At 47.5% G+C, this 20942-nt stretch carries 14 protein-coding genes; 9 read left to right on the top strand and 5 right to left on the bottom strand.

The features are described 5' to 3' along the window. The first annotated feature begins 1 nt into the window (after position 1). Together KWJ01_RS03440 and KWJ01_RS03445 are read left to right on the top strand one after the other, a co-directional pair. Positions 2–3700, top strand: a complete 3699-nt coding sequence (locus KWJ01_RS03440) for an ATP-binding protein (protein WP_224995007.1) — start codon at positions 2–4, stop codon at positions 3698–3700. A gap of 27 nt (positions 3701–3727) precedes the next feature. Next, positions 3728–7174 (top strand): hypothetical protein, encoded by a 3447-nt coding sequence (locus KWJ01_RS03445; protein ID WP_224995009.1) that lies wholly within the window; start codon positions 3728–3730, stop codon positions 7172–7174. 90 nt (positions 7175–7264) lie between these two features. Here the strand turns inward: KWJ01_RS03445 and KWJ01_RS03450 are convergent, their stop codons facing one another. Continuing rightward, positions 7265–8029 (bottom strand): ABC transporter ATP-binding protein, encoded by a 765-nt coding sequence (locus tag KWJ01_RS03450; RefSeq protein WP_224995010.1) that lies wholly within the window; start codon positions 8027–8029, stop codon positions 7265–7267. A 39-nt stretch (positions 8030–8068) separates the two neighbouring features. Beyond that, positions 8069–8800, bottom strand: coding sequence for an ABC transporter permease (locus KWJ01_RS03455; RefSeq protein WP_224995011.1), 732 nt, complete (start codon positions 8798–8800; stop codon positions 8069–8071). A 77-nt stretch (positions 8801–8877) separates the two neighbouring features. On the opposite strand from KWJ01_RS03455, the gene KWJ01_RS03460 reads away from it, so the two are divergent. From KWJ01_RS03460 to KWJ01_RS03480, 5 genes are all read left to right on the top strand, one after another. Further along, positions 8878–9603 (top strand): SDR family oxidoreductase, encoded by a 726-nt coding sequence (locus KWJ01_RS03460; RefSeq protein WP_224995012.1) that lies wholly within the window; start codon positions 8878–8880, stop codon positions 9601–9603. Between the two features lie 67 nt (positions 9604–9670). Beyond that, the gene (gene ispG, locus KWJ01_RS03465) at positions 9671–11674 is read left to right on the top strand and encodes a (E)-4-hydroxy-3-methylbut-2-enyl-diphosphate synthase (RefSeq protein ID WP_224995014.1); all 2004 of its coding nucleotides are present in this window, start codon (positions 9671–9673) and stop codon (positions 11672–11674) included. 4 nt (positions 11675–11678) lie between these two features. Continuing rightward, complete coding sequence (locus KWJ01_RS03470) at positions 11679–11870, top strand: DUF6728 family protein (RefSeq protein WP_224995015.1); 192 nt, start codon at positions 11679–11681, stop codon at positions 11868–11870. Positions 11871–12102: 232 nt separating this feature from the next. After that, the gene (locus KWJ01_RS03475) at positions 12103–12717 is read left to right on the top strand and encodes an SGNH/GDSL hydrolase family protein (protein WP_224995016.1); all 615 of its coding nucleotides are present in this window, start codon (positions 12103–12105) and stop codon (positions 12715–12717) included. 249 nt (positions 12718–12966) lie between these two features. Next, positions 12967–13308, top strand: coding sequence for a hypothetical protein (locus KWJ01_RS03480; RefSeq protein WP_224995017.1), 342 nt, complete (start codon positions 12967–12969; stop codon positions 13306–13308). Positions 13309–13693: 385 nt separating this feature from the next. Here KWJ01_RS03480 and leuS read toward each other — a convergent pair whose 3' ends face one another. After that, positions 13694–16483: a leucine--tRNA ligase gene (gene leuS, locus KWJ01_RS03485; RefSeq protein WP_224995018.1), complete on the bottom strand. Its 2790-nt coding sequence runs from the start codon at positions 16481–16483 to the stop codon at positions 13694–13696. A gap of 121 nt (positions 16484–16604) precedes the next feature. Here leuS and KWJ01_RS03490 point away from each other — a divergent pair, with 121 nt between their 5' ends. Then, positions 16605–16952 carry a PRC-barrel domain-containing protein gene (locus tag KWJ01_RS03490; protein ID WP_224995019.1) on the top strand — a complete coding sequence of 116 codons (348 nt, stop codon included), beginning with the start codon at positions 16605–16607 and terminating at the stop codon, positions 16950–16952. Between the two features lie 410 nt (positions 16953–17362). Here the strand turns inward: KWJ01_RS03490 and KWJ01_RS03495 are convergent, their stop codons facing one another. Continuing rightward, positions 17363–17512, bottom strand: coding sequence for a FeoB-associated Cys-rich membrane protein (locus KWJ01_RS03495; protein ID WP_224995020.1), 150 nt, complete (start codon positions 17510–17512; stop codon positions 17363–17365). 72 nt (positions 17513–17584) lie between these two features. Beyond that, entirely contained in the window at positions 17585–19837 is a 2253-nt protein-coding gene (locus KWJ01_RS03500; RefSeq protein ID WP_224995022.1) for an RND family transporter, read from the bottom strand. Positions 19838–19945: 108 nt separating this feature from the next. On the opposite strand from KWJ01_RS03500, the gene KWJ01_RS03505 reads away from it, so the two are divergent. Further along, positions 19946–20740, top strand: coding sequence for a thymidylate synthase (locus KWJ01_RS03505; RefSeq protein ID WP_224995024.1), 795 nt, complete (start codon positions 19946–19948; stop codon positions 20738–20740). Positions 20741–20942 lie beyond the last annotated feature (202 nt).

The following is a 20942-nucleotide window of genomic DNA, read 5'->3' on the forward strand; positions in this document are numbered from 1 at the left end:
TATGCCCAGACCCTTGCACCTTTCAAGGCAGCTTGTTCCTTTTCTCATTCTTCTGGGAGGCCTGCTGCTATGGTGGGGCGCCGTTGCCCTGGCTCCGGAGCCGCATGAGAAGGTTAGCAATACGCTGCAGGAAGAAAGCAGGAAAATAGAACAGCGGCTTCAGGAGGTGGTAAGTGTTCTGCAGGATCATGCAGAACAGCCTTTTACTTATTTACCCAAGAAGTATACCTATCCCTATTATATTTATACCAACGAGCAGCCCTGGTTTTGGTCAGATTACCACCTCTTACCCTCTTATTCTCTTCTTAAATCCAGGCAAGCTGTACAATTTCTGAACATGCCCGATGGGCAGTTCCTGGCATTTCAGCAGGAAGTAATATTTGATAAGCAGCCCTTCCATATATTTATGCTGCTGCCGCTGCAAAGCAGCCTGTTTGAAGCCAATGGCGGCCAGCGCTATAATCCAGCTGTATTCTCTTCTGCTGCTTTCAGCCTTAGTGCCACCAGACAAAAGGGGCACAAGCCGGTGTATCTTAGCTCCGGTAACGAACCACTCTTCTGGCTTTCGCTGGCTGCAGGCTACCCCCGTGGATACGAAGGTTTACTGGAAGTAGCTGCATGGCTTGTGCTGATAGGTTTTCTGGGGGTAGCCCTGGTGTTCTGGTTGAGGGCCTATTTTAGCATTGGCTTAAGCGCTCAAAGATTTCTTGTGTTTGCTGCGGCCTTTATGGGAACCAGAATGCTGATGCTTGCACTGGACCTGCCGCATCGTATATATCCGCTTACGGTTTTCAATCCGCAGTACTATGCTTCCTCCAGCATTAACCCCTCCCTGGGCGATTACCTGCTGAATGTGCTCTTTTTACTGGGTTTGTTTTTGATGCTGTGGCCCAGGCGTAATTTTCTTATCTCCAGGCTTGAGGCAGTGGCGGGTCCCCGTCTGCTGAAGATTGGGGCATTTGTGTGGGTACTGTCTGTGTTATTGCTGCACTATTACCTGATGGGGCTGCTGTTTTACCATGCCCAGTTTTCGCTGGATATAACGCAGAACATAGAAGTGACGGTGCTGAAAGTGCTTGCATGGAGCGTGGTGGCTATTGTATCCATTGTGTTTTTCCTGCTGACACACCCATTCTTAAACTGGTTAAGAAGCAGAACGCTTGAGCGAAAAGACCTGGTGCTGATCGTTTCACTGCTGGTTTTATGGAGCATGCTGCTCGTCTGGATTTCTGCTATCAGTCTGTTACTACTACCAGCCCTGATATTATACTATCTGCTGTACAGGCAGCTTACCCGCAGAACGCCCGCTCCAAAACTTAACTATTCCTTATTTATTTACCTTTTTGGGGCAGCAATAGTTTGTGCCCTATCAGCCGCCCTGGCCTTGCAAAACCAGCGAAAAACCAGCCTGCTGGCAGAAAAGGAACGCCTGGCCTCCCAGGTACTCACCGAGCGTGACCTGGTAGGGGAATACCTGCTTCACGAAGCGGCAATCAACATACAGAATGACCCTTACATTGTAAACCGTTTTCTTAGCCCCCTTTTCAGTAAGGAGGGGATTGAACAAAAAATCAGGAGACAATACCTTAGCCGGTACTTCGATAAATATGATACAAGCATCAGGCTCTTTGGCCTTGGTGGATACCCCCTTAGTAACCAGTATACCGCTTCTTATTTCTCTCTCCAGCAACAGGCCATGGCGCAGGGAGAACCTACAGACCTGGAGGGTTTATATCGCTTTTCCGGTGAAGGGGTAGGAGACTTCAGCTATAAAAAGTTTGTACCAGTTTACTACCAGCAGACAGAAATTGGCTATGTGCTGCTTGAGTCAAGGCTAAAACGTTACCAGCCGCGAACGGTTTATCCTGAACTGTTTTCAAGCCAGCAGCTTACAGAACCTATCTTTGAACGGAGCAATTATGCCGTTTTTGTAGATGGAGAATTACGTTTCGATGCCGGTGAGTTCGATTACCTTCATTTGTTTCCACAAGATCTGTTAGCGCATGAGCAGCTTTACCGTGAGGGAGTGTTCACAGAAGATTACCATCATTACGCACTTAGGGGAGAAGGCAGCAAAGTAGTGGTAGTTTCCAGCCCGGCCCAGCCTCTTAGTGTTATTTATTCAAACTTCTCTTTTCTGCTGCTGTTTATGCTGTTTCTCATTACTGTATATGTAGTGGGTTATCTGCTGTTTAAGCGATTGTCTGTCAGGTACTTGAATTTCACTACTAAAATTCAGCTTTACCTGAACTTTGCTATCTTCCTGCCTCTGCTCATCATCACGGCTTCTACCTTAAGCCTCATCAGCCAGAGCTATCGCCAGGAAACCGAACAGCAGTTTTTTGATACAGCAGAAAGTATCAGCAGGGGTATATCAGAATTGCTTCATGATTTTCAGCAGGGCTACATTGACAGGGAAATGCTTAGCAACAACCTGGATAGAATTGCCCGTTATACCGAAACAGACATTCATCTTTTTGATACCCGCGGAGTATTACAGGCAACCAGCCAGCCGGCCATTTATCAGAAGAATTACCTGGCCCCCTTTATCAATCCACATGCACAGGCCGAAATTGTTGAACAGCGCCACCGGCAAACCATTTTAACGGAAACGGTGGGTAGGCTCCAGTACCGCTCTGCTTATGTAGCAGTCAGGAGCAACAGCAACGGACAACTGCTGGGTATTGTAAGTGTGCCCTTCTTCGATTCTGGTTATATGCTGCAGCGGCAGCTGTCGGCTATTTTCTCTAACATAGTTTCTATTTTTGCTACCCTTTTCCTGGTGTTCCTGCTCCTGTTGTATTTTTTCTCGAAAGAGCTTACAGCACCCCTTAGGTATATAGCAGACCGCCTGCGGCTTATTAGCCTCACCGGTAAAAACGAACCCTTAAGCTGGCCTACAGAAGATGAGATTGGCCTGCTGGTGCGGGAGTACAACCATATGCTGCTTAACCTGCAGGCAAGCAAGGAGGCGCTCTCGCGTTCTGAAAAAGAAAGCGCCTGGCGCGAAATGGCCAAGCAGGTGGCTCATGAGATCAAAAATCCGCTTACGCCCATGCGGCTTAGTCTGCAACACCTGAACCGCCGCCTGCAGCCTACCCTCGAGGATGGTGAAAAGGAAAAAGTAAACCGTTCGTTTCAGTCAATACTGGACCAGATCGATACCTTAAGCGACATTGCCACCAGCTTTTCGGCTTTTGCCAAAATGCCGGCACCAAGGCAGGAGCACTTCGATGTGGCTGCAGTGCTAAGCAGGGTGGTGCGCCTCTATACCAGCGATCAGCACTACCAGCTGGATGTGGATATTCCGGAGGGTGCCTGGCTGGTGCAGGGTGATGAACAGCTTATGCAGCGTACTTTCAATAACCTGATCCTGAATGGTATACAGGCAGTGCCTTCCGAGCGGCAGCCGCATCTGCATATTGGCCTTTTTCCGGAAAACGGGCAAAAAGTTTTGATCAAAATAAAGGACAATGGTACAGGCATTGCAGAAACTATACGTAATAAAGTATTTGTTCCTAACTTTAGTACAAAAAACAGCGGTTCCGGATTAGGCCTGGCCATTGCTAAAAGAGGAATAGAGCATGCCGGTGGCCGAATCTGGTTTGAGAGTAATACCGGCCAGCCTGCTGTGGATGGCTCAGATAACCGCCTCGAAGCAGGGACTACCTTCTTCATAGAACTGCCTTTGGTTAACTAAATGCTTATAGTCAGGCTTTTGTGTTGCTTGTTGGCGCTTCCTCTGTTGGTGCATGCGCAAACAACAGAACAGGCAGCTGTGTGCCGCTGGCTTAAGCCTTCTGCAGAGCCTGTTCCCCTAGATAGCCTAAGTGTGCTCCCCAAAAGCATCAGCCTGAAAGGCTCAGATCTGGAGTGGCAGTATAATCCCTCTGATGGAACAATACAATTTACCGCTGCAGATTTTCCCGACTCGGTACTGATCTGTTATACCACACTGCCATACAGCCTGCACCAGCCTGTACAGCACAGAACACTGGCCGAGTATGATTCGCTGGCACCTTTTAAACTGCGTCCACGGGATAAAGGGGAGGTATGGCAGCAGGAAGAGCTCTTCAGCTCTGATGATATACAGAAAAGCGGCAGCATTAGCCGTGGCATTTCGTTTGGCAATACCCAGGATGTGTTTGTGCAGTCTGCACTCAACCTGCAGCTAGAGGGGAAGCTCACGGAAAAAATTGGTTTACGTGCTTCCATTTCAGATCAGAATATACCGTTTCAGCCTGATGGCAATACCCAAAACCTGCAGGAATTCGATAAGGTATTTGTAGAACTTTATACCGACAGCAGTTCTCTCATAGCAGGCGATTTGCAGATGCGCAATGCCAATGGCAGCTTTTTACGTTACCAGCGCAATGTACAGGGGCTGTCTTTCCGTACCCGTTCTTCCTGGCTTAGCAAAGGCTCCGGAGAAACCAGTGTATCTGCCGCAGCTGCACGCGGGCAGTTTAATGCAATAGAGCTGGAGCCTGTGGAAGGCATGCTGGGACCATACCGGCTGCAGGGTGCCAACGGCCAGGGCTATGCCATGGTGCTGGCCAATTCGGAGCGGGTGTTCCTGGATGGAAGGCTGCTGCAGCGTGGCTACCAGTACGATTATATCATTGATTACAACCTGGGCGAAATTTCCTTTACGCCCGGCACTATCATCACCCGCTACTCCCGCATCAGGGTAGAGTACGAGTATGCCGACCAGCAATACAGGCGTGGCATAATGAGTGCCAGCCATACCCATGCAAAGGGTAGGTTTGAGTTCTTCAGTGGCTTTTACCAGGAAAAGGATAACCGCTTTCAGCCCCTCTTTTTTGATCTTAATGAGCAGGACATGCTGCGGCTAAGTGAGGCTGGCGATACTTTTGAAAATCTCTGGGCTGAAGCCTCGGATAGTGTTGGCTATGCAGAAGATTTGCTGCTCTACCAGCAGATAGACACTGTAGATGCAGATGGGCAGACCAGGCAAGTTTATGTATACAGCACCGATCCGGCTACTGCCCATTACCGGCTGGGCTTTACGCAGGTAGGGCAGGGCAGTGGCAATTATGAACTACAGGAAATTACCCCTTTGGGGAGGGTATATCGCTGGGTATCTCCTGTAGGAGGCATACCCCAGGGCCAGTTTGAGCCGGTAAGGCTGCTGCAGGCTCCAAAAAAACGCCAGCTTGTTACAGGCGGAGGGAGCTACCGTATTGGAAAGTTTGGAAAAATTTATACCGAATTGGCTATCTCTGAGTTTGATCAGAACCTGTTCAGCGAAATGGAGGAGCAGGATGATAAGGGGATGGCAGTAAAAGGTGGCTATGCACTGGACGGCCTGCCGGTTTTCTTTGATCCGGCCTGGCGTTGGAAAGCAGGGGTGGAGTATGAGCTGGCCAACCAGAGCTTTACACCGATTGATCGCTTCAGAACGGTAGAATACGATCGTTACTGGGGCCTGTTGCCCCAGCAGGGCTGGGGGGTGCAGCCGCTGCCTTATGGAAAAGATGATCACCTCATCAGCCTGTGGGGTGGCATGGAAAAAGATGCCGGCAATAAACTTCATTATCGCTACCGCCACAGAAAAATGCCGGGCCTGGTGCAGGGATGGCAGCAGGAGATAGAGGGCGCTAAAACCCTTGGAATCTGGTCAGGTACTGCAGATCTGTTTCTGATGGAAAATCAGCAGGAGGAACTGCTCGTTAAGTGGCAGCGGCTGGTGCTGGATCAGAATCTTAACTTCAGGCATTTTGTGCCAGGCTACGCCTACAGCCATGAGCAGAATGTTTACCAGCAACCCCAGACAGATTCAGTACATACCTCTGCCCAGTACTTCCGGGAGCATCGTTTTTATGTGCGTAATCCTGCATCTTTTAACAGCCGCTACTTGCTGGAGTACAGCATACGGCAGGATAAAGCCCCTGTGATGGGTGAAATGGAGGAAGCAAACGATGCGCAGCTGTTCAGGGCGCAGTGGTACACCAGCCCTGATTTGCCACAGCAATTAGGCTTTCAGATGAGCTACAGGCAAAGCAAAGCACTGTTAGACAGCCTGGCGGATAACGTTGAAGAACGTATCCTCACCGGCCAGCTGCAGTGGAACAGCCTGTTGTGGGATGGTGCCTTCAGGCAGCAACTTATTTATAGTGCAGGCAGTGGCAGGGAAATTAAACGGGATTATGTATATGTGAAAGTGCCTGCAGGACAGGGCACACATGTGTGGCGCGATAATAACGGCGATGGGGAACCCCAGCTGGAAGAGTTTTTTGAAGCCGTGCTGCCCGACGAAAAGATTTACATTCGCCTGTTGATACCCAGCAATGAACTAACCCAGGCCTATAGTTCCGAATTACAGTACAGGCTCTCCCTTAACGGGCCTGTGGCCTGGCGTGAAAAAAAAGGGATGCTTAGGTTGCTGCATCCGTTTTCTGCTACCTTAAGCCTGCGCCTGAACCAGAAGTTAACTGAAGGATCTAACTGGGAACGCTTTTTACCAGCCTCCGCAGGTCTCTCCGAAGCCGGTTTATTACACCGCAGGCAACAGTGGCAGGTAAATGTTTTCTATAACCGCAGCAATCCGGTATGGGGAATTGAAGGTGGTTTTCATCAGAACACCCGAAAGCAGTTGCTGAGCAACGGTTATGAAATTGGCGACCACGTACAATACCACCTTACAGCCCGCCGTAGCTTTACCCGCACCTGGAACATTGAACTGCAGACAAATGTGGGCGAGCAGGAAGATTTATCTGACTTTCTTAAGACCCAGCAATATGATGTACACTTCTGGGGCCTGGCACCAAAGCTAACCTGGCGGCCCCTGCAGCAGCTGGAGCTTGACCTTAGCGGAAGGCTGATTCAGAAAGAGAACAGGCTGTGGCAGGAAGAACAGGAGCAGGCAAAGGTTCAGGAGCTGGCCCTGGGTTTTCTGGTGAGCCGCCAGCTTACCACCTCCATCCGCGGGCAAGTGCGCCTGGTGCAGATCGATTATGCAGGAAGTACCAATACCCCGGTGAGCTATGCACTGCTGGAGGCGCTTCGGCCTGGTAATAACTGGACCTGGAATCTGCAGCTGCAGCAGCGTGTGATGAGAGGCCTTATGCTCAACATAGTGTATGATGGCCGCAGCTCTGAAAATACTGTAGTTGTGCATACCGGCCGCATGATGCTTAGGGCCATGTTTTAAGCTGTGCTGGGTCAAAAAGCATAAAGCCACAGACCGATTACGGCCAGTGGCTTTATGCTTTGAAATGGTGATATGCTTTAAATTGTGTAGCTAAGCTGCACTATCTTCACTCTTTTTATAGGATTTTGCCAGCTTGTTGGCAAACACAAACTCATTGAGCTCGGGAACATCGGTGCTTAGGATCTGGTCTTTGCTGCCTTCCCACAGCTTTCTGCCTTTGTAGAGGTAAATAATGTGGTCGCCAATACCCATCACAGAGTTCATGTCGTGGGTTACTACCACGGTGGTAATGTTTAGCTCCTTGGTAATTTCTGCAATAAGGTCATCAATCACAATAGAGGTTTGGGGATCAAGACCACTGTTGGGTTCATCCACAAAAAGGTATTTTACATCATCAACAATAGCCCGGGCAATGCCCACCCTTTTTTTCATACCACCGCTTATTTCAGATGGCATTTTTTTATTGGCATTTTCAAGGCCCACACGTTCCAGGCACCAGTTTACCCGGTCAATCTTTTCCTTAGGGCTCAACCCACTCTTCAGGTTTAAGGGAAACATCACATTCTGCTCCACCGTCATGGAATCAAAAAGTGCCCCTCCCTGAAAAAGCATGCCAATGTCCTGTCGTATTTCTGTTCTGAGATCTTTATCGCCCTTGCTGAAGTTACGGCCATGATAAAGTATGTCGCCCTGGTCGGGCTCTATCAGGCCCACAATTATTTTAAGCAGTACACTTTTACCAGTACCGCTGGAGCCAATGATCAGATTGGTTTTACCAGTTTTAAACTCACCGCTTACACCCAGTAAAATTTCTTTGCCATCAAAGCTCTTTTTAATATTCCTGAATTCAATCATAATCAATGCGTATAAAACGCTAAACGAAAGCAAGTAGTATTAGTTGAGGAGCAGCTCTGCCAGCAGGTAATCGGCCAGTAGAATGGCAATACAGGAGCTGGTAACGGCACGGGTGCTGCTTTCGCCTACCTCCAGTGCACCACCTTCGGTATAAAAACCTTTATAGGCAGAGATAGAAGCAACCAGAAAGGCAAATACCACCGATTTAATGAGCATGAAAGTAACCGTAAACTCATTGAAACCAAAGCGAATACCATAGATATAGTCCTGTGCCGAAGAAAGTCCGCTTAGGGTAGCTGCCATAAAACCGCCATACAGCGAAAGAAACGCAGCCAGGATCACCAGCAGTGGGTACATGATCATACTGGCAAATATCTTTGGCAGTACCAGGTAGCTTACCGAGTTTACACCCATTACTTCAAGCGCATCAATCTGGTCGGTAATGCGCATGGTGCCCAGCTGGCTGGCTATTTTAGAACCAACCTTACCTGCAAAAACAATGGCAGTAATGGTAGGAGCCAGTTCCAGAATGGTCATGTCCCGAACAATATTACCAATGATATAGTCTTCGATAAGCGGGCTTACTATATTATAAGCTGTTTGCACCGCCGTTACCGCCCCGATAAAGGTAGAGACAATAGCAACAATAAAAACCGAGTTAACTCCTACGCTGATAGATTCATCGATGAACAGACGTATATAGGTGCGGAACGATTCCATGTTGTTGAACATAGAACCTAAAAATATAACATAACGCCCGAGCGATTTCATGCAGCCTATGGGTAGTTTGGGTACGAAAATACAATTATCCACTAAAAATACTTGAAAAGCCCGTATATTTCGAAAAAATGAGCCATACAAGAGATAAAGGTTTGGTAGTGATTACCGGCGGTACCAAAGGCATTGGCCGCGCCCTGACAGAACGCTTCTACCGGGAAGGTTATTCAGTTATTACCTGCAGCCGCAGCTCTGAAGATCTGCAGCACCTTAAAGCGGAATTAACGGCTGAACATGCTGAAAACAGCATATACGTGCATGCAGCAGACCTTAGTAAAAAAGAAGATACGGTAGCCTTTGCAGATGCAGTTAAAGCACTTGCGCTGCCTGTTGATATCCTGATCAATAATACCGGTATATTTGTGCCGGGGCAGGTGCAGACAGAGGAAGAAGGGGTGCTGGAACGTACCATGGAAACCAATGTATACAGTGCATACCACCTTACCCGCAGGCTATTGCCCCTGATGCTAAGCAGGAAACAGGGGCATATATTTAATATGTGTTCTACTGCAAGTATCACAGCCTATACTAATGGAGGTTCTTACTGTATCAGTAAATATGCGCTGCTGGGCTTTTCCAAAGTTTTACGCGAGGAGCTAAAGGAGCAGGGCATACGAGTTACCGCTGTGCTGCCTGGTGCTACGCTAACGGCCAGCTGGGAGGGTGTAGATATGCCGGAAGAACGTTTCATGAAGCCGGAAGACATAGCAGACCTGCTATGGGCAACCTGGCTGCTTAGCGGCCGCAGTGTAGTAGAAGAAATACTCATCAGGCCACAGCTGGGAGATATTGGCTAACAGCCGAACCCCCTGCAACCCTCTTTTGTTCTAAAGAAGTTAACCTTATAAAGCTGCTGCCAGCAATATGAATACAGCAGAAAATCAATTTCAGCAACTGAAACAATACTGCAACAGCCTTACCGCTTACAGCCGCCGGCTTAGTCGTGAGGTATACATTGGCGATTTGCCCATGGGCGGTCTTAACCCAATCAGGGTGCAGTCCATGACCACCATCGATACCATGGATACCAGGGGGAGCGTAGAGCAAACCATTCGTATGGTAGAGGCCGGTTGTGAATATGTACGTATCACAGCGCCAAGTCTTAAGGAAGCCCAGAACCTGGGGGAGATCAGGAAAGAACTGCGCAGGCGGGGCTACACTGTTCCGCTTATTGCCGATATACACTTTACCCCGAATGCTGCAGAGCTTGCTGCACGCCTGGTAGAAAAGGTGCGTATCAACCCGGGCAATTACGTTGATAAAAAGAAGTTCGATATAGTAGAATATACCGATGCAGAATATGGGCTTGAACTGGAGCGTATCCGCGAAAAGTTTATTCCGCTGATTAAGATCTGCAAGGAGCATGGCACTGCCATGCGTATCGGCACCAACCACGGCAGCCTTTCCGACAGGATCATGAGCCGCTATGGCGATACGCCGCTGGGCATGGTGGAGTCGGCACTGGAATTTCTGCGCATTTGCGAGGAATTCAACTATTATGATATTGTACTTTCCATGAAAGCCAGCAATACACAAGTAATGGTACAGGCCTACCGTTTGCTGGTTCAGAAGCTGGAAGAGGAGGGACTGCAGCCTTACCCGCTGCACCTGGGTGTAACAGAAGCTGGCGAAGGAGAAGATGGTCGTATAAAATCTGCCGTTGGCATCGGAACCCTGCTGGAGGATGGCCTGGGAGATACGGTAAGGGTCTCGCTTACCGAAGAGCCTGAAGCCGAAGCACCCGTGGCGGCTGCCCTGATCAATCGCTATAATAATCGGAGTGGGCACCGGGCTATTGAGCCGGTTCAGCAAATTCCAATTGATCCGTTTAGCTACCACCGACGCGAAACACGGCAGGCCGGGAATATTGGCGGCGGCCAGGTGCCCCGTGTAATAGCAGATCTTAGCGCGCTAGGCAGTATTGAGATGAAGGACCTGAAATCGATAGGCCATTTTTACCTGCCGGAGCTTGATAAGTGGAAGATGAACGACCTTGGTGCAGACTATGTATACAGTGGTAACCAGGCCATTCCATTTATGCTGCCCAATGGCCTGAGGGAGATCCTGAATTTTGAAGTATGGCAGAAGCAAAGTGATCAAAAAACCTGCTATCCGCTCTTTAGTGCCACTCAATTTCTGCAAGGGGAGCATGTAGGGCATCCGGAGCTTAACTTTGTGCGGCTGAATGCAGCCGAAACAACAGAAAAACTGCTGGCCCGCCTGAGGGAAGATAAAACAGCTGTAATTTTACTTGAAACAGACAATGAGCACGCTATGGCTGCCCTGCGTCGTTTCTTCTTTAAACTTATAGAGGCAGGGGTAGATGCACCAGTGATCGTACACCGTACTTACAGAGGGCTTAGTTCTGATGAACTGCAGCTTTATGCGGCTACCGATGTTGGTGGTTTGCTGATTGATGGCCTTGGCGATGGCATTATATTAAGCCTTGTAAAGGGAACAGAATATGCGCCTGGCGAAAAGCAGCAGGAAATTAAAACCCTCAACAGCTTAAGCTTTGGCATTTTGCAGGCAGCCCGTACCCGCATGACCAAAACAGAGTATATCAGCTGCCCCAGCTGCGGCCGTACGCTATTTGATCTGCAGGAAACCACAGCCATGATTCGTAAACGGACTGACCACCTGAAAGGGGTGAAAATCGGCATCATGGGTTGTATTGTAAATGGCCCCGGAGAGATGGCAGATGCCGATTATGGCTACGTTGGGAGCGGAAAAGGAAAGATAACGCTCTACCGCGGACAGGAGGTAGTGAAGCGGAACGTTCCCTCTGAGAAAGCTGTTGATGAGTTAATAGGGCTGATCCGCGAAGACGGACGCTGGCTGGAGCCCGCAATCATAGATTACGCATAGCTTTATGAAGAAACAAAACGAACAAAGCTGGCGCGATTATTTCGCGTTGGGCGAGGTGATGGGATACTTCTTTCGTAAGAAAGACCCAAACCGTCCAAATAATTTTAACATTCGCATGATGCATGGCATCAATAAAATAAGCATCCTCATGTTTCTGGCAGGGGTGATTTTCATGATCTTAAAGCGGGTACTCTAAGGAGCCCGCTTTTTTGTTTTCGGCTTTCTCAACTATTTCCTAGCAGGCAGAACAATATACTCACAGAATCTACAGTTAATATATTGTGAATTACTTGTATAAAAGCTTGAATATTTACTTTTTTGAGATTTAAATTTCAACATCGATAGCCGAACATTTAAATTATGCTGCTTTCGGAGTTGGTTTTAAATATCATTATCCCTGATTAATTTTTCTATTGTAACTACTCCCTATGCTGCAATATTTAGCGTTTGGCGATTCCTATACCATTGGCGAAGCTGTTCCAGAGAAACAGCGCTGGCCTGTTCAGCTTGTTGAAAAGCTGCGCTCACAGGGTACGGATGTAGAATATCCTAAAATTATTGCCACCACAGGCTGGACAAGCGGTGAGCTGCTGGCAGCTATTGAAAAAGAAAATCCTGCTTCATCTTATCACTTAGTAAGCCTGCTGATAGGGGTGAACAACCAATACAGGGGATACGACCTGGACCTTTTCAGAGAAGAATTTACAAGCCTGGTGCAAAAGGCAATTTTCTATGCCAGGAAACGTACCGAAGGTGTATTCGTACTTTCCATTCCTGATTATGGTGTTACTCCGTTTGCCGCAGAAAAAAATCCACCACTTATTGCAAAGGAAATAGAAGAATACAATAAGCTCTCCCAGCATATTTGTCAGCGCCTGGATGTAGCCTGGTACAACATTACAGATATCAGCAAAGGGGCAGGATCAGATCATAACCTTTTGGCAGAAGATGGCCTGCATCCATCAGGAAGTATGTATGCAGCGTGGGTAGAACAAATTTATCCTTATGTAGTAAAACAAATAAGATTGCTGCAAAAAGTCTAAGCTTGAAGTATAACTTTAAGGTATAGAGAATAATAGTTCTGGGATACAAATACTTAGTTTAGCATTTGCAGCAAAGCCAAAATTTATAAGGAAGAGGAGTTAAAAGAGCGCTCTTACCAGCTTATAGATAGGCCAGGCCCACCACTTTCTTAACGGTGTGCATGTATTAAATTGCAGAAGATAAACCGGTATTTTGCTTAAAATTCTTAAAACTTTGTGATGTAGCCCAGCAGTAGAAAGAATATGAAGATGAAGGTAATAAAGGGCCTGTTTGCATTACTTACAATCGTGCTGATTCTGCAATCCTGTCAGGAAAGAATGATCTGCCCTGCCTATCAGTCTACCTTTATCCTGGATGATGAAGTGCGGTACCAGCTATTTACCCGCTTCGAAAAAGATAGTATCCCTAAAGAGTATGCGGGCGTTAAGAAAAGCAGCTATGGCCTGATTGAACCTATGGGGCGTAAAAAGCGCGAAAGGTCAATGGCAATTGTAGCAATGAGAACTGTAATGCCTGCTAAAACCGAAGACAGTTTAACCACCTCCGCCACCGATATCACGCCTCTAAGAAGGGAACTGGAGCGGGAATAGAAATAAGTTTCAGATATATATAAGACAAGTTTGCCCCATGGTGGGAAACAAACATGAATCATCCCGAATTTTGATTTGGGAAAAAATAAGCAAAAACAGCCTTGGATACTTTTCCAAGGCTGTTTTTGCTTAAAGGCACTAGTTTTTGCGAGCCACCGAGGCCCGGGAGGCACGACGAAACGGTCCGCCGCTGCGGCAATCTGGCATCTACGCGCATAGAAGCCAGATTGCCGCGGGGCGGCCTCCGCACTCCGCTTCGCTGCGTTCGCAAAGACTGTACTGCTAATAGAAGTGGCCTCTGGAAATCTCCAGAGGCCACTTCTATTAGGAATGCTAGCTCCTTAAAAATTCGGGATGATTCATGTTTTAGGATATGCAGTGTGTGTCAAACCACAATATTGATAATCCGCTTTGGCACAATGATGATCTTCTTTGGTGCTTTTCCTTCAGTCCATTTCTGAACCTGCTCTGAGGCAAGTACCTCGCGTTCAATATCCTGTTGCGGGGTATCTACGGCAAATACCATCTTAGCCCGCATTTTACCATTGATGGAAATCGGGTATTCAAAGCTATCCTCCTGCAGAAACTCTTCATTGAAATCAGGATAACTTGCCACCACTACCGATGTTTGATTACCCAGCAGGTGCCAGAGCTCTTCGGCTATATGCGGCGCATACGGTGCAACAATCAAAACCAGCTTCTCCAGCACCACTCGTTTATTACACTTAAGTGCAGATAGCTCATTCACGCAAATCATAAAGGCCGGTACACTGGTGTTAAAAGAGTAGCGGTCAATATCTTCCGTAGCCTTTTTGATGGCAGTGTGCAGCACCTTCAGCTCTTCTTTGGTTGCTGCCTCATCAGAAACGGCAAAATTACCAGCCTCATCATGGAACAGCCTCCATAGTTTGCGCAGGAACTTGTATACACCATCAATACCCTGTGTGCTCCAGGGCTTGAACTGCTCGAGTGGCCCCAGGAACATCTCGTACAAGCGGAGTGTATCAGCTCCGTATTCCTTCACAACATCGTCGGGGTTCACTACATTATGCCATCTCTTTGACATTTTCTCAACCTCCGATCCGCAGATGTACTTCCCTTTTTGTGGACCGGATTCCTCCAGTATAAACTCTGCGTTTGCCAGGTCCGGCCTCCATTTGCGGAAAGCTTCCAGGTCGAGTACATCATTCTCCACCAGGCTAATTTCCACATGCAGCGGCGTAACATCGTAATTATCTTTGATGTTGAACGACACAAATGTATTAGGCTTGTTGTTGAGGCGGTACACAAAGCTGGAACGGCCCTGGATCATACCCTGGTTGATCATTTTGCGGAAGGGCTCCATCACCGATACCTTGTTGATATCGTAGAGGAACTTTGTCCAGAAACGTGCATACAGCAGGTGACCGGTGGCATGTTCGGCCCCGCCTATGTATAGATCTACCGCCTGCCAGTACTCCTGTGCTTCCTTGCTTACAAACTCCTGCTGATTCTTGGGGTCCATATAGCGGAAAAAGTACCAGCTGGAACCAGCCCAGCCAGGCATGGTATTCGTTTCCAGCGGATGACCGCTGCGGGTTTTCCAGTTACGTGCTCTTGCAAGCGGAGGCTCACCACTTTCGGTAGGCAGGTAGGCGTCTACCTCTGGCAGGCGCAGGGGTAGTTCATCATTTTCCAGCAGTTGCGGAATCCCATCTTTGTAGTATACCGGGAAGGGCTCTCCCCAGTAGCGCTGACGGCTGAAGATGGCATCGCGCATGCGGTAGTTGGTGCGGCCTTTGCCTATTTCTTTTCGCTCCAGCCAGCGCACAGCAGTGCGCATGGCTTCTGCCACCGGCAGGTCGTTCAGAAAATCGCTGTTGATAATGGTGCCTTCCTTAGCCGGATGGGCTTCTTTTTCTATGGCGCCACCGGAAACCACCTGCCTTAGGGGCAGATTGTAGTGTTTCGCAAATGCCCAGTCGCGGGTGTCGTGTGCAGGAACGGCCATTACAGCGCCTGTTCCGTATCCGGCAAGCACATAATCGGCAATCCAGATAGGAATACGCTCACCATTGAAAGGATTGATTGCATAAGCACCTGTAAACACACCCGATACGGTTTTTACATCACTCATGCGGTCACGTTCCGAACGGTTCTTTGCTGTTTCTACATATTCCTTAACTGCGGCTTCCTGTTCAGGCGTAGTGATGATCTCAACCAGCTCATGCTCGGGTGCCAGTACCAGAAAGGTAACACCAAAGATGGTATCGATCCGGGTAGTGAAAACCTTTATTTTCTCCCTGAATTCATCATCAGTCTCAAAGTATAGCTCGGCACCCTCGGAGCGGCCAATCCAGTTGCGCTGCATTTCCTTTACCGCTTCCGGCCACTGAATAAATTCCAGGTCGTTGAGCAGGCGTTCGGCGTAGGCCGTGATCCGCAGGCTCCACTGCCTCATCTTTTTACGAACAACAGGAAACCCACCTCTTTCAGATACACCGTCTTTTACCTCTTCGTTGGCCAGAACGGTACCCAGGGCAGGGCACCAGTTTACGGTGGTGTCTGACAAATAGGCAAGGCGGTAATGCAGCAAGATTTGCTCCCGCTCTGCCTCATCCATGGTTTTCCAGGCATTGGCAGAGAACTGTGGTGTTTCTTCATCGCAGCAGGCATTTATACCTGCATTGCCATCTTTTTCAAATCTCCTGGTAAGCTCACTTATGGGGCGTGCCTTTTCCTGCTCATAATCGTAATAGTGCAGAAAGAGCTGCTTGAAAATCCACTGGGTCCATTTATAATAATCAGGATCGGAGGTAGCAAACTCTCGGCTCCAGTCATAAGAGAAGCCTATGTTGCGCAGCTGCTCCTTGTAACGGTTAATGTTTTGTTCGGTGGTAACAGCAGGGTGCTGGCCTGTTTGTATGGCATATTGCTCTGCCGGCAGACCGAAGGCATCAAAGCCCATCGGGTGCAGCACATTGTAGCCCTTCATGCGCTTATAGCGCGAAACAATATCGGATGCAATATAACCCAGTGGGTGTCCAACGTGTAAACCAGCTCCCGAAGGATAGGGAAACATATCAAGCGAGTAGAATTTAGGCTTGTCGTGGTCGATCTCCGTTTGGTATATTTTTGTATCCTGCCAGCGTTGTTGCCAGCTTTTTTCTATTTCCTGAAAATTGTATTCTGCCATGGGTGGTTTTCTTCAGCGGGTACAAAGTTAGCTTAAATAGCCTAAAAATAATCTATAGATATAAACAAAGGCCTTTTAAGACGATTAATCTTAATAAGATGCTAATTTAATAAATATCATTATGGATAATAGATGGCTGTTTTTTAACAAGTTGAAAAACTTATCAGTGGTAAAGCCTGATCATGATAAAACCGGCTCCCTGCAGGATGCCGTGATAGATTTGCAGAGCGGAGAAATTGTGCTGTATACCTTAAGCAGTGGCAGTTTTCTGGGTATTGGCGGTGACCGAATGGCCCTGCCTGCGGGCGCCCTGCAGTTTGCTGGAGATGAGGCAAGGCTTAATGTAGATGAAGCAAGGTTTGAGCATGCGCCGGGAACGGCCACTCCCTGGCCAGAGCACATCGACAGCAAGTTTATTGATGATGTTAACCGCCACTACCGATTAACAAGTGGTTATAAAAACACCTGAAAATGAAAAATCCCCGTTTGCTAACGGGGATTTTTTTATGCTTCAATCAGTAAGATCTGGTTATACATTCAACTACTTTGCCTCGGCTAAGCTGTACTTTGCGCTGGTTTGCAAAACAGTAGAAGGTTCATTTTTATACATCGGGATCTGTTTAGCTTCCTGGCTTACTCTAAGCTGCTGTTTACGAACTATTCTATAGCGATTGAGCAGATAGGAGAAAAATATTGATGCCAGGGTTAAGAAGATTGCAGCACAAACATTTAGCACTATAGCCGAAGGAGTCATAGATGGAGTATTGAGTTAAGAGTGTGTTAAACCCTGCACAATATTAAAGTATTAAGCGCATCAAAAAAAGAATATGTAAGCTTGATGCACGAAAATAATGAAAAGGTAACACTAATCTATTAAAATCAACGTTTTGTTGGATCTTTTTCAGGCGGTCTTTTTTGTGATGCCTGGGTGGTTCCTCTGTCGTCTCCCACATTCTTCTTTCTTTTATAACTTGCTGCAAATACTATTGCCAGTACAATAACAAGTATGATTACCAGTGTAAAAGTCATAATATAATTTGTTGCTTTCCATTAAATTTAACTCTGTTGAGTATTTTAAGTTTCAGCTCACTATACATTAAACTATTGCTCCTTCTTTTTCAAAAACAGCAGCACCAGCACTGGCAGGAGCGTTAAATCGGCAATAACGGCAAAGATAAGGGTAAGGCTTACGAGCAGCCCCGTGTAAAAGGTGCTGCCAAAAGAAGAGAGAATCAAAGTAAGAAAACCACCGGCCAGTATTACTGACGTAATGATGATTGCCTTGCCGGTAAAAAGGTAGGTATGTTTTACTGCATACACCAGGCTGCGTCCCTTATTGAGTTCTATTTTAAGTTTGCTTAAAAAATGAATGGTATCGTCTACAGCAATACCAAAGGCAATGGTAAAAATGATGGAGGTTGATGCTTTTAAATATATGCCTAAAAAGCCCATGATGCCGGCAATCATCAGCAGGGGGATAAGGTTGGGAATAAGTGCTATGATAACCATGCGCAACGATCTGTAAAGCACCCCTACAATGAGTGCTATTATGCCAAAGGCAATGCTCAAGCCCTCCAGCATGTTGCGTGTAATATATTCCGCATTTTTATCAACCAGTAAAGAAGTGCCGGTGATTCGAAGTTCAATCAGGGAGCTGTTTAACTCCCTGGCGAGAAAAACCTGGAGCGCTTTATTCTTTTCTTCACTTAAATTACTCCCCCAATCGGGCATACGGCCACTTATTCTGCCAAGCCTGCCGTTTTGTGCTACCAGCGGAACTGCTGCCTGGCTTTGCTCCAGCCTGCGTAAATACCCTTCAATTCTGGCATAATCCCGTTTATTCTCTGGCAGTCTGAAATAAGATACTGCACCACCATTCAATGCCCTGTTTACCCCTTTTACCAGTAAAAGTGGAGATACCAGTCCCTTCACGCCATACTCCTGTTGCAGGTAATCTTCCAGCCTGCTGATTTCCTGTAAAACAGCCGGATCATACACAGACCGGCTACTGTCTTTTACGATGATGGCTGCCTCAAAAGGTTTATTACCGCCAAAGTGTTCATCGAAAAAATAGACATCCTGCTTTAACGGGTCATTTTCCCTGATGTCTTCAAGTAAAAAAGTATTGCTCTCCAGCCTGCTGATGCCCAGCAGGGACAGCAGCAGTATAATTCCGTAAAAAGTTAATACACGAAACCGGTAATGGAGCGTCCACCTGAACAGATTGCGCAGTGTTTTTACCCAAAGCAGCCGGTTTTGGCTTCTGCTTACCACTGCAGGTGTTTTCATCAGCACCAGCACAGAGGGCAAAACAGTAAATGCAAGTATGAAAGCAATAAACACCCCGATGGCAACATAGAGTCCAAAATCCCTGATGGGCCTGATGTTGGTTGTCAGGAGGGTTAAAAAGCCAATGGAGGTGGTAAGAGAAGTAAGAAAGGTAGCAAGGCCTATTTCTTTCATGGTAATACGGATGGCCTCCTTCTTTTTATGTCCGTTTCGGAGCTCCTCTATGTATTTAGTAAGTATGTGCACCACATCAGACATACCCACCACAAACATGATGGTTGGCATGAGCACCATCATCACATCCAGATCCTTGCCAGTGGCACCCATGATACCCAATATCCATACCACGGTTAAAACTACAACCAGTATGGGTACCGCCACACCCCAGAGAGAACGGTAGGCCAGACTAAGAAAAATCACCACCAGTACCATAGAGGCTGCAGCAAAAACAGCAAACTCAAGCTGCATCTTTTCCACGTATACAGATTGTGCCCTTACTTTACCAGCCATATGTACCTCATCAAAGTGGTGGGGTGCCAGTATCTGGTTTACCTGCAGCATAAGAGAATCGGCCTGTTTTTTACTGATTTGCTGCTTATGGTTGATAACGATGGCTACCGCAGGTGTGGCAGGGGCCAGCAGGGTACCCATGACTGCAGGGTTTGCCCATAAGGCAGCGCTATCCAGTGCATAGTACTGCGGCTCGTTAATGCGTAGTGCCGGAGGCTGAAACACTCCAAAGGGACCAATGATGGGATTTTTAAGGTTTGTGACAGAAAGCACCTGCCTGGTCAGGGGCAGGCTGTCCAGTGCTGTGGTTACAGAATCTATCTGCCGTAGAAAGTCCTGCCGGAATATGCCTTCCCTGTTTTCAATGCCGATCAGCAGAAAATCATTGTCGTTCTCAAACTGCTCACGGTAATCCAGGAAAAACTCCAGGTCCTGGTCTCCGGTGGGAAAAAAGTTTTCAAAGTTATAATCGAAGCGTAGCTGGGTAATAAAATAACCTAGCACTAGTGTTAGCAGCCCAATGACTAGCAGGGTTTGTTTAGCCAGCTTTTGCATGTATTGAATAGAGAAAATATTATAGCCACCGGAATACTTGTCTTTGTGTCTGTTCGGGGGTATTTTACGGGTCTAAAATTACCAAAGTTTTTTCAGCAGAACCGACCCATGCAGCAATATCTCACCCTCATGCAGCACATCCTCGATAAAGGGGTGGCTAAAGAAGACCGAACCGGCACCGGTACCATCAGTGTATTTGGTTACCAGATGCGATTTGACCTGGCAGAAGGTTTTCCCCTGGTTACTACCAAAAAGTTGCACCTGCGCAGTATCATACATGAACTTCTGTGGTTTTTACAGGGCAGTACCAACATACACTACCTGAAAGAAAACAAGGTAAGCATTTGGGATGAGTGGGCCGATGAACAGGGAGAACTTGGGCCCGTATACGGTTACCAGTGGCGTAGCTGGCCTGCTGCCGATGGCCGCCACATCGACCAGATCAGCAACCTCATCAGCCAGATCAGGCGTAATCCCGATTCGCGTAGGCTGATGGTGAGTGCCTGGAATGTTGCAGATATTGAACAAATGGCCCTGCCGCCCTGCCATGCGCTTTTCCAGTTTTACGTAGCTGAGGGTAGGCTTTCCTGCCAGCTTTACCAGCGCAGTGCAGATGTGTTTTTAGGAGTGCCTTTCAACATAGCTTCCTATGCATTGCTCACCATGATGGTGGCCCAGGTTTGCGGATTGCAGCCGGGAGAGTTCATTCATACCCTTGGCGATGCGCACCTCTACAAAAATCACCTGGAGCAGGCCCGCCTGCAGTTAAGCAGAGATCCAAGGCCATTGCCAAAAATGCAGATCAACCCGGAGGTAAAGGATATCTTTGGTTTCCGTTTCGAAGATTTTACACTGCTGGATTATAATCCGCATCCACACATCAAAGGGGCAGTTGCCGTATAAGTGAATAGCACAGGGTTTTACTATTCCCTCTATATTCAAAATCTCATAAAGCACGCCACAGGTTAGTATAGCCTGTGGCGTGCTTTTTTTTCTGAAAAAGAATGTCGATTTCTGCTAGGATTAGGTCCTATTGCCACAAAGGATAAGCATAGGCACAGAGTTTTTCTGGCTATCCAGCTGGGTGGCAGTAGAAAGGATAGTT

The organism is Cesiribacter sp. SM1 (genome assembly GCF_020178975.1).
GTDB lineage: Bacteria > Bacteroidota > Bacteroidia > Cytophagales > Cyclobacteriaceae > Cesiribacter.

Excerpts from the sequence above, each read along its gene's own strand:
- KWJ01_RS03475 (WP_224995016.1), top strand. The coding sequence starts at position 12,103 with ATGCTGCAATATTTAGCGTTTGGCGATTCCTATACCATTGGCGAAGCT.
- KWJ01_RS03455 (WP_224995011.1), bottom strand. The coding sequence starts at position 8,800 with ATGAAATCGCTCGGGCGTTATGTTATATTTTTAGGTTCTATGTTCAAC.
- leuS (WP_224995018.1), bottom strand. The coding sequence starts at position 16,483 with ATGGCAGAATACAATTTTCAGGAAATAGAAAAAAGCTGGCAACAACGC.
- KWJ01_RS03480 (WP_224995017.1), top strand. The coding sequence starts at position 12,967 with ATGAAGGTAATAAAGGGCCTGTTTGCATTACTTACAATCGTGCTGATT.
- KWJ01_RS03490 (WP_224995019.1), top strand. The coding sequence starts at position 16,605 with ATGGATAATAGATGGCTGTTTTTTAACAAGTTGAAAAACTTATCAGTG.
- KWJ01_RS03495 (WP_224995020.1), bottom strand. The coding sequence starts at position 17,512 with ATGACTTTTACACTGGTAATCATACTTGTTATTGTACTGGCAATAGTA.
- KWJ01_RS03500 (WP_224995022.1), bottom strand. The coding sequence starts at position 19,837 with ATGCAAAAGCTGGCTAAACAAACCCTGCTAGTCATTGGGCTGCTAACA.
- KWJ01_RS03450 (WP_224995010.1), bottom strand. The coding sequence starts at position 8,029 with ATGATTGAATTCAGGAATATTAAAAAGAGCTTTGATGGCAAAGAAATT.
- KWJ01_RS03460 (WP_224995012.1), top strand. The coding sequence starts at position 8,878 with ATGAGCCATACAAGAGATAAAGGTTTGGTAGTGATTACCGGCGGTACC.
- ispG (WP_224995014.1), top strand. The coding sequence starts at position 9,671 with ATGAATACAGCAGAAAATCAATTTCAGCAACTGAAACAATACTGCAAC.
- KWJ01_RS03505 (WP_224995024.1), top strand. The coding sequence starts at position 19,946 with ATGCAGCAATATCTCACCCTCATGCAGCACATCCTCGATAAAGGGGTG.
- KWJ01_RS03440 (WP_224995007.1), top strand. The coding sequence starts at position 2 with ATGCCCAGACCCTTGCACCTTTCAAGGCAGCTTGTTCCTTTTCTCATT.
- KWJ01_RS03470 (WP_224995015.1), top strand. The coding sequence starts at position 11,679 with ATGAAGAAACAAAACGAACAAAGCTGGCGCGATTATTTCGCGTTGGGC.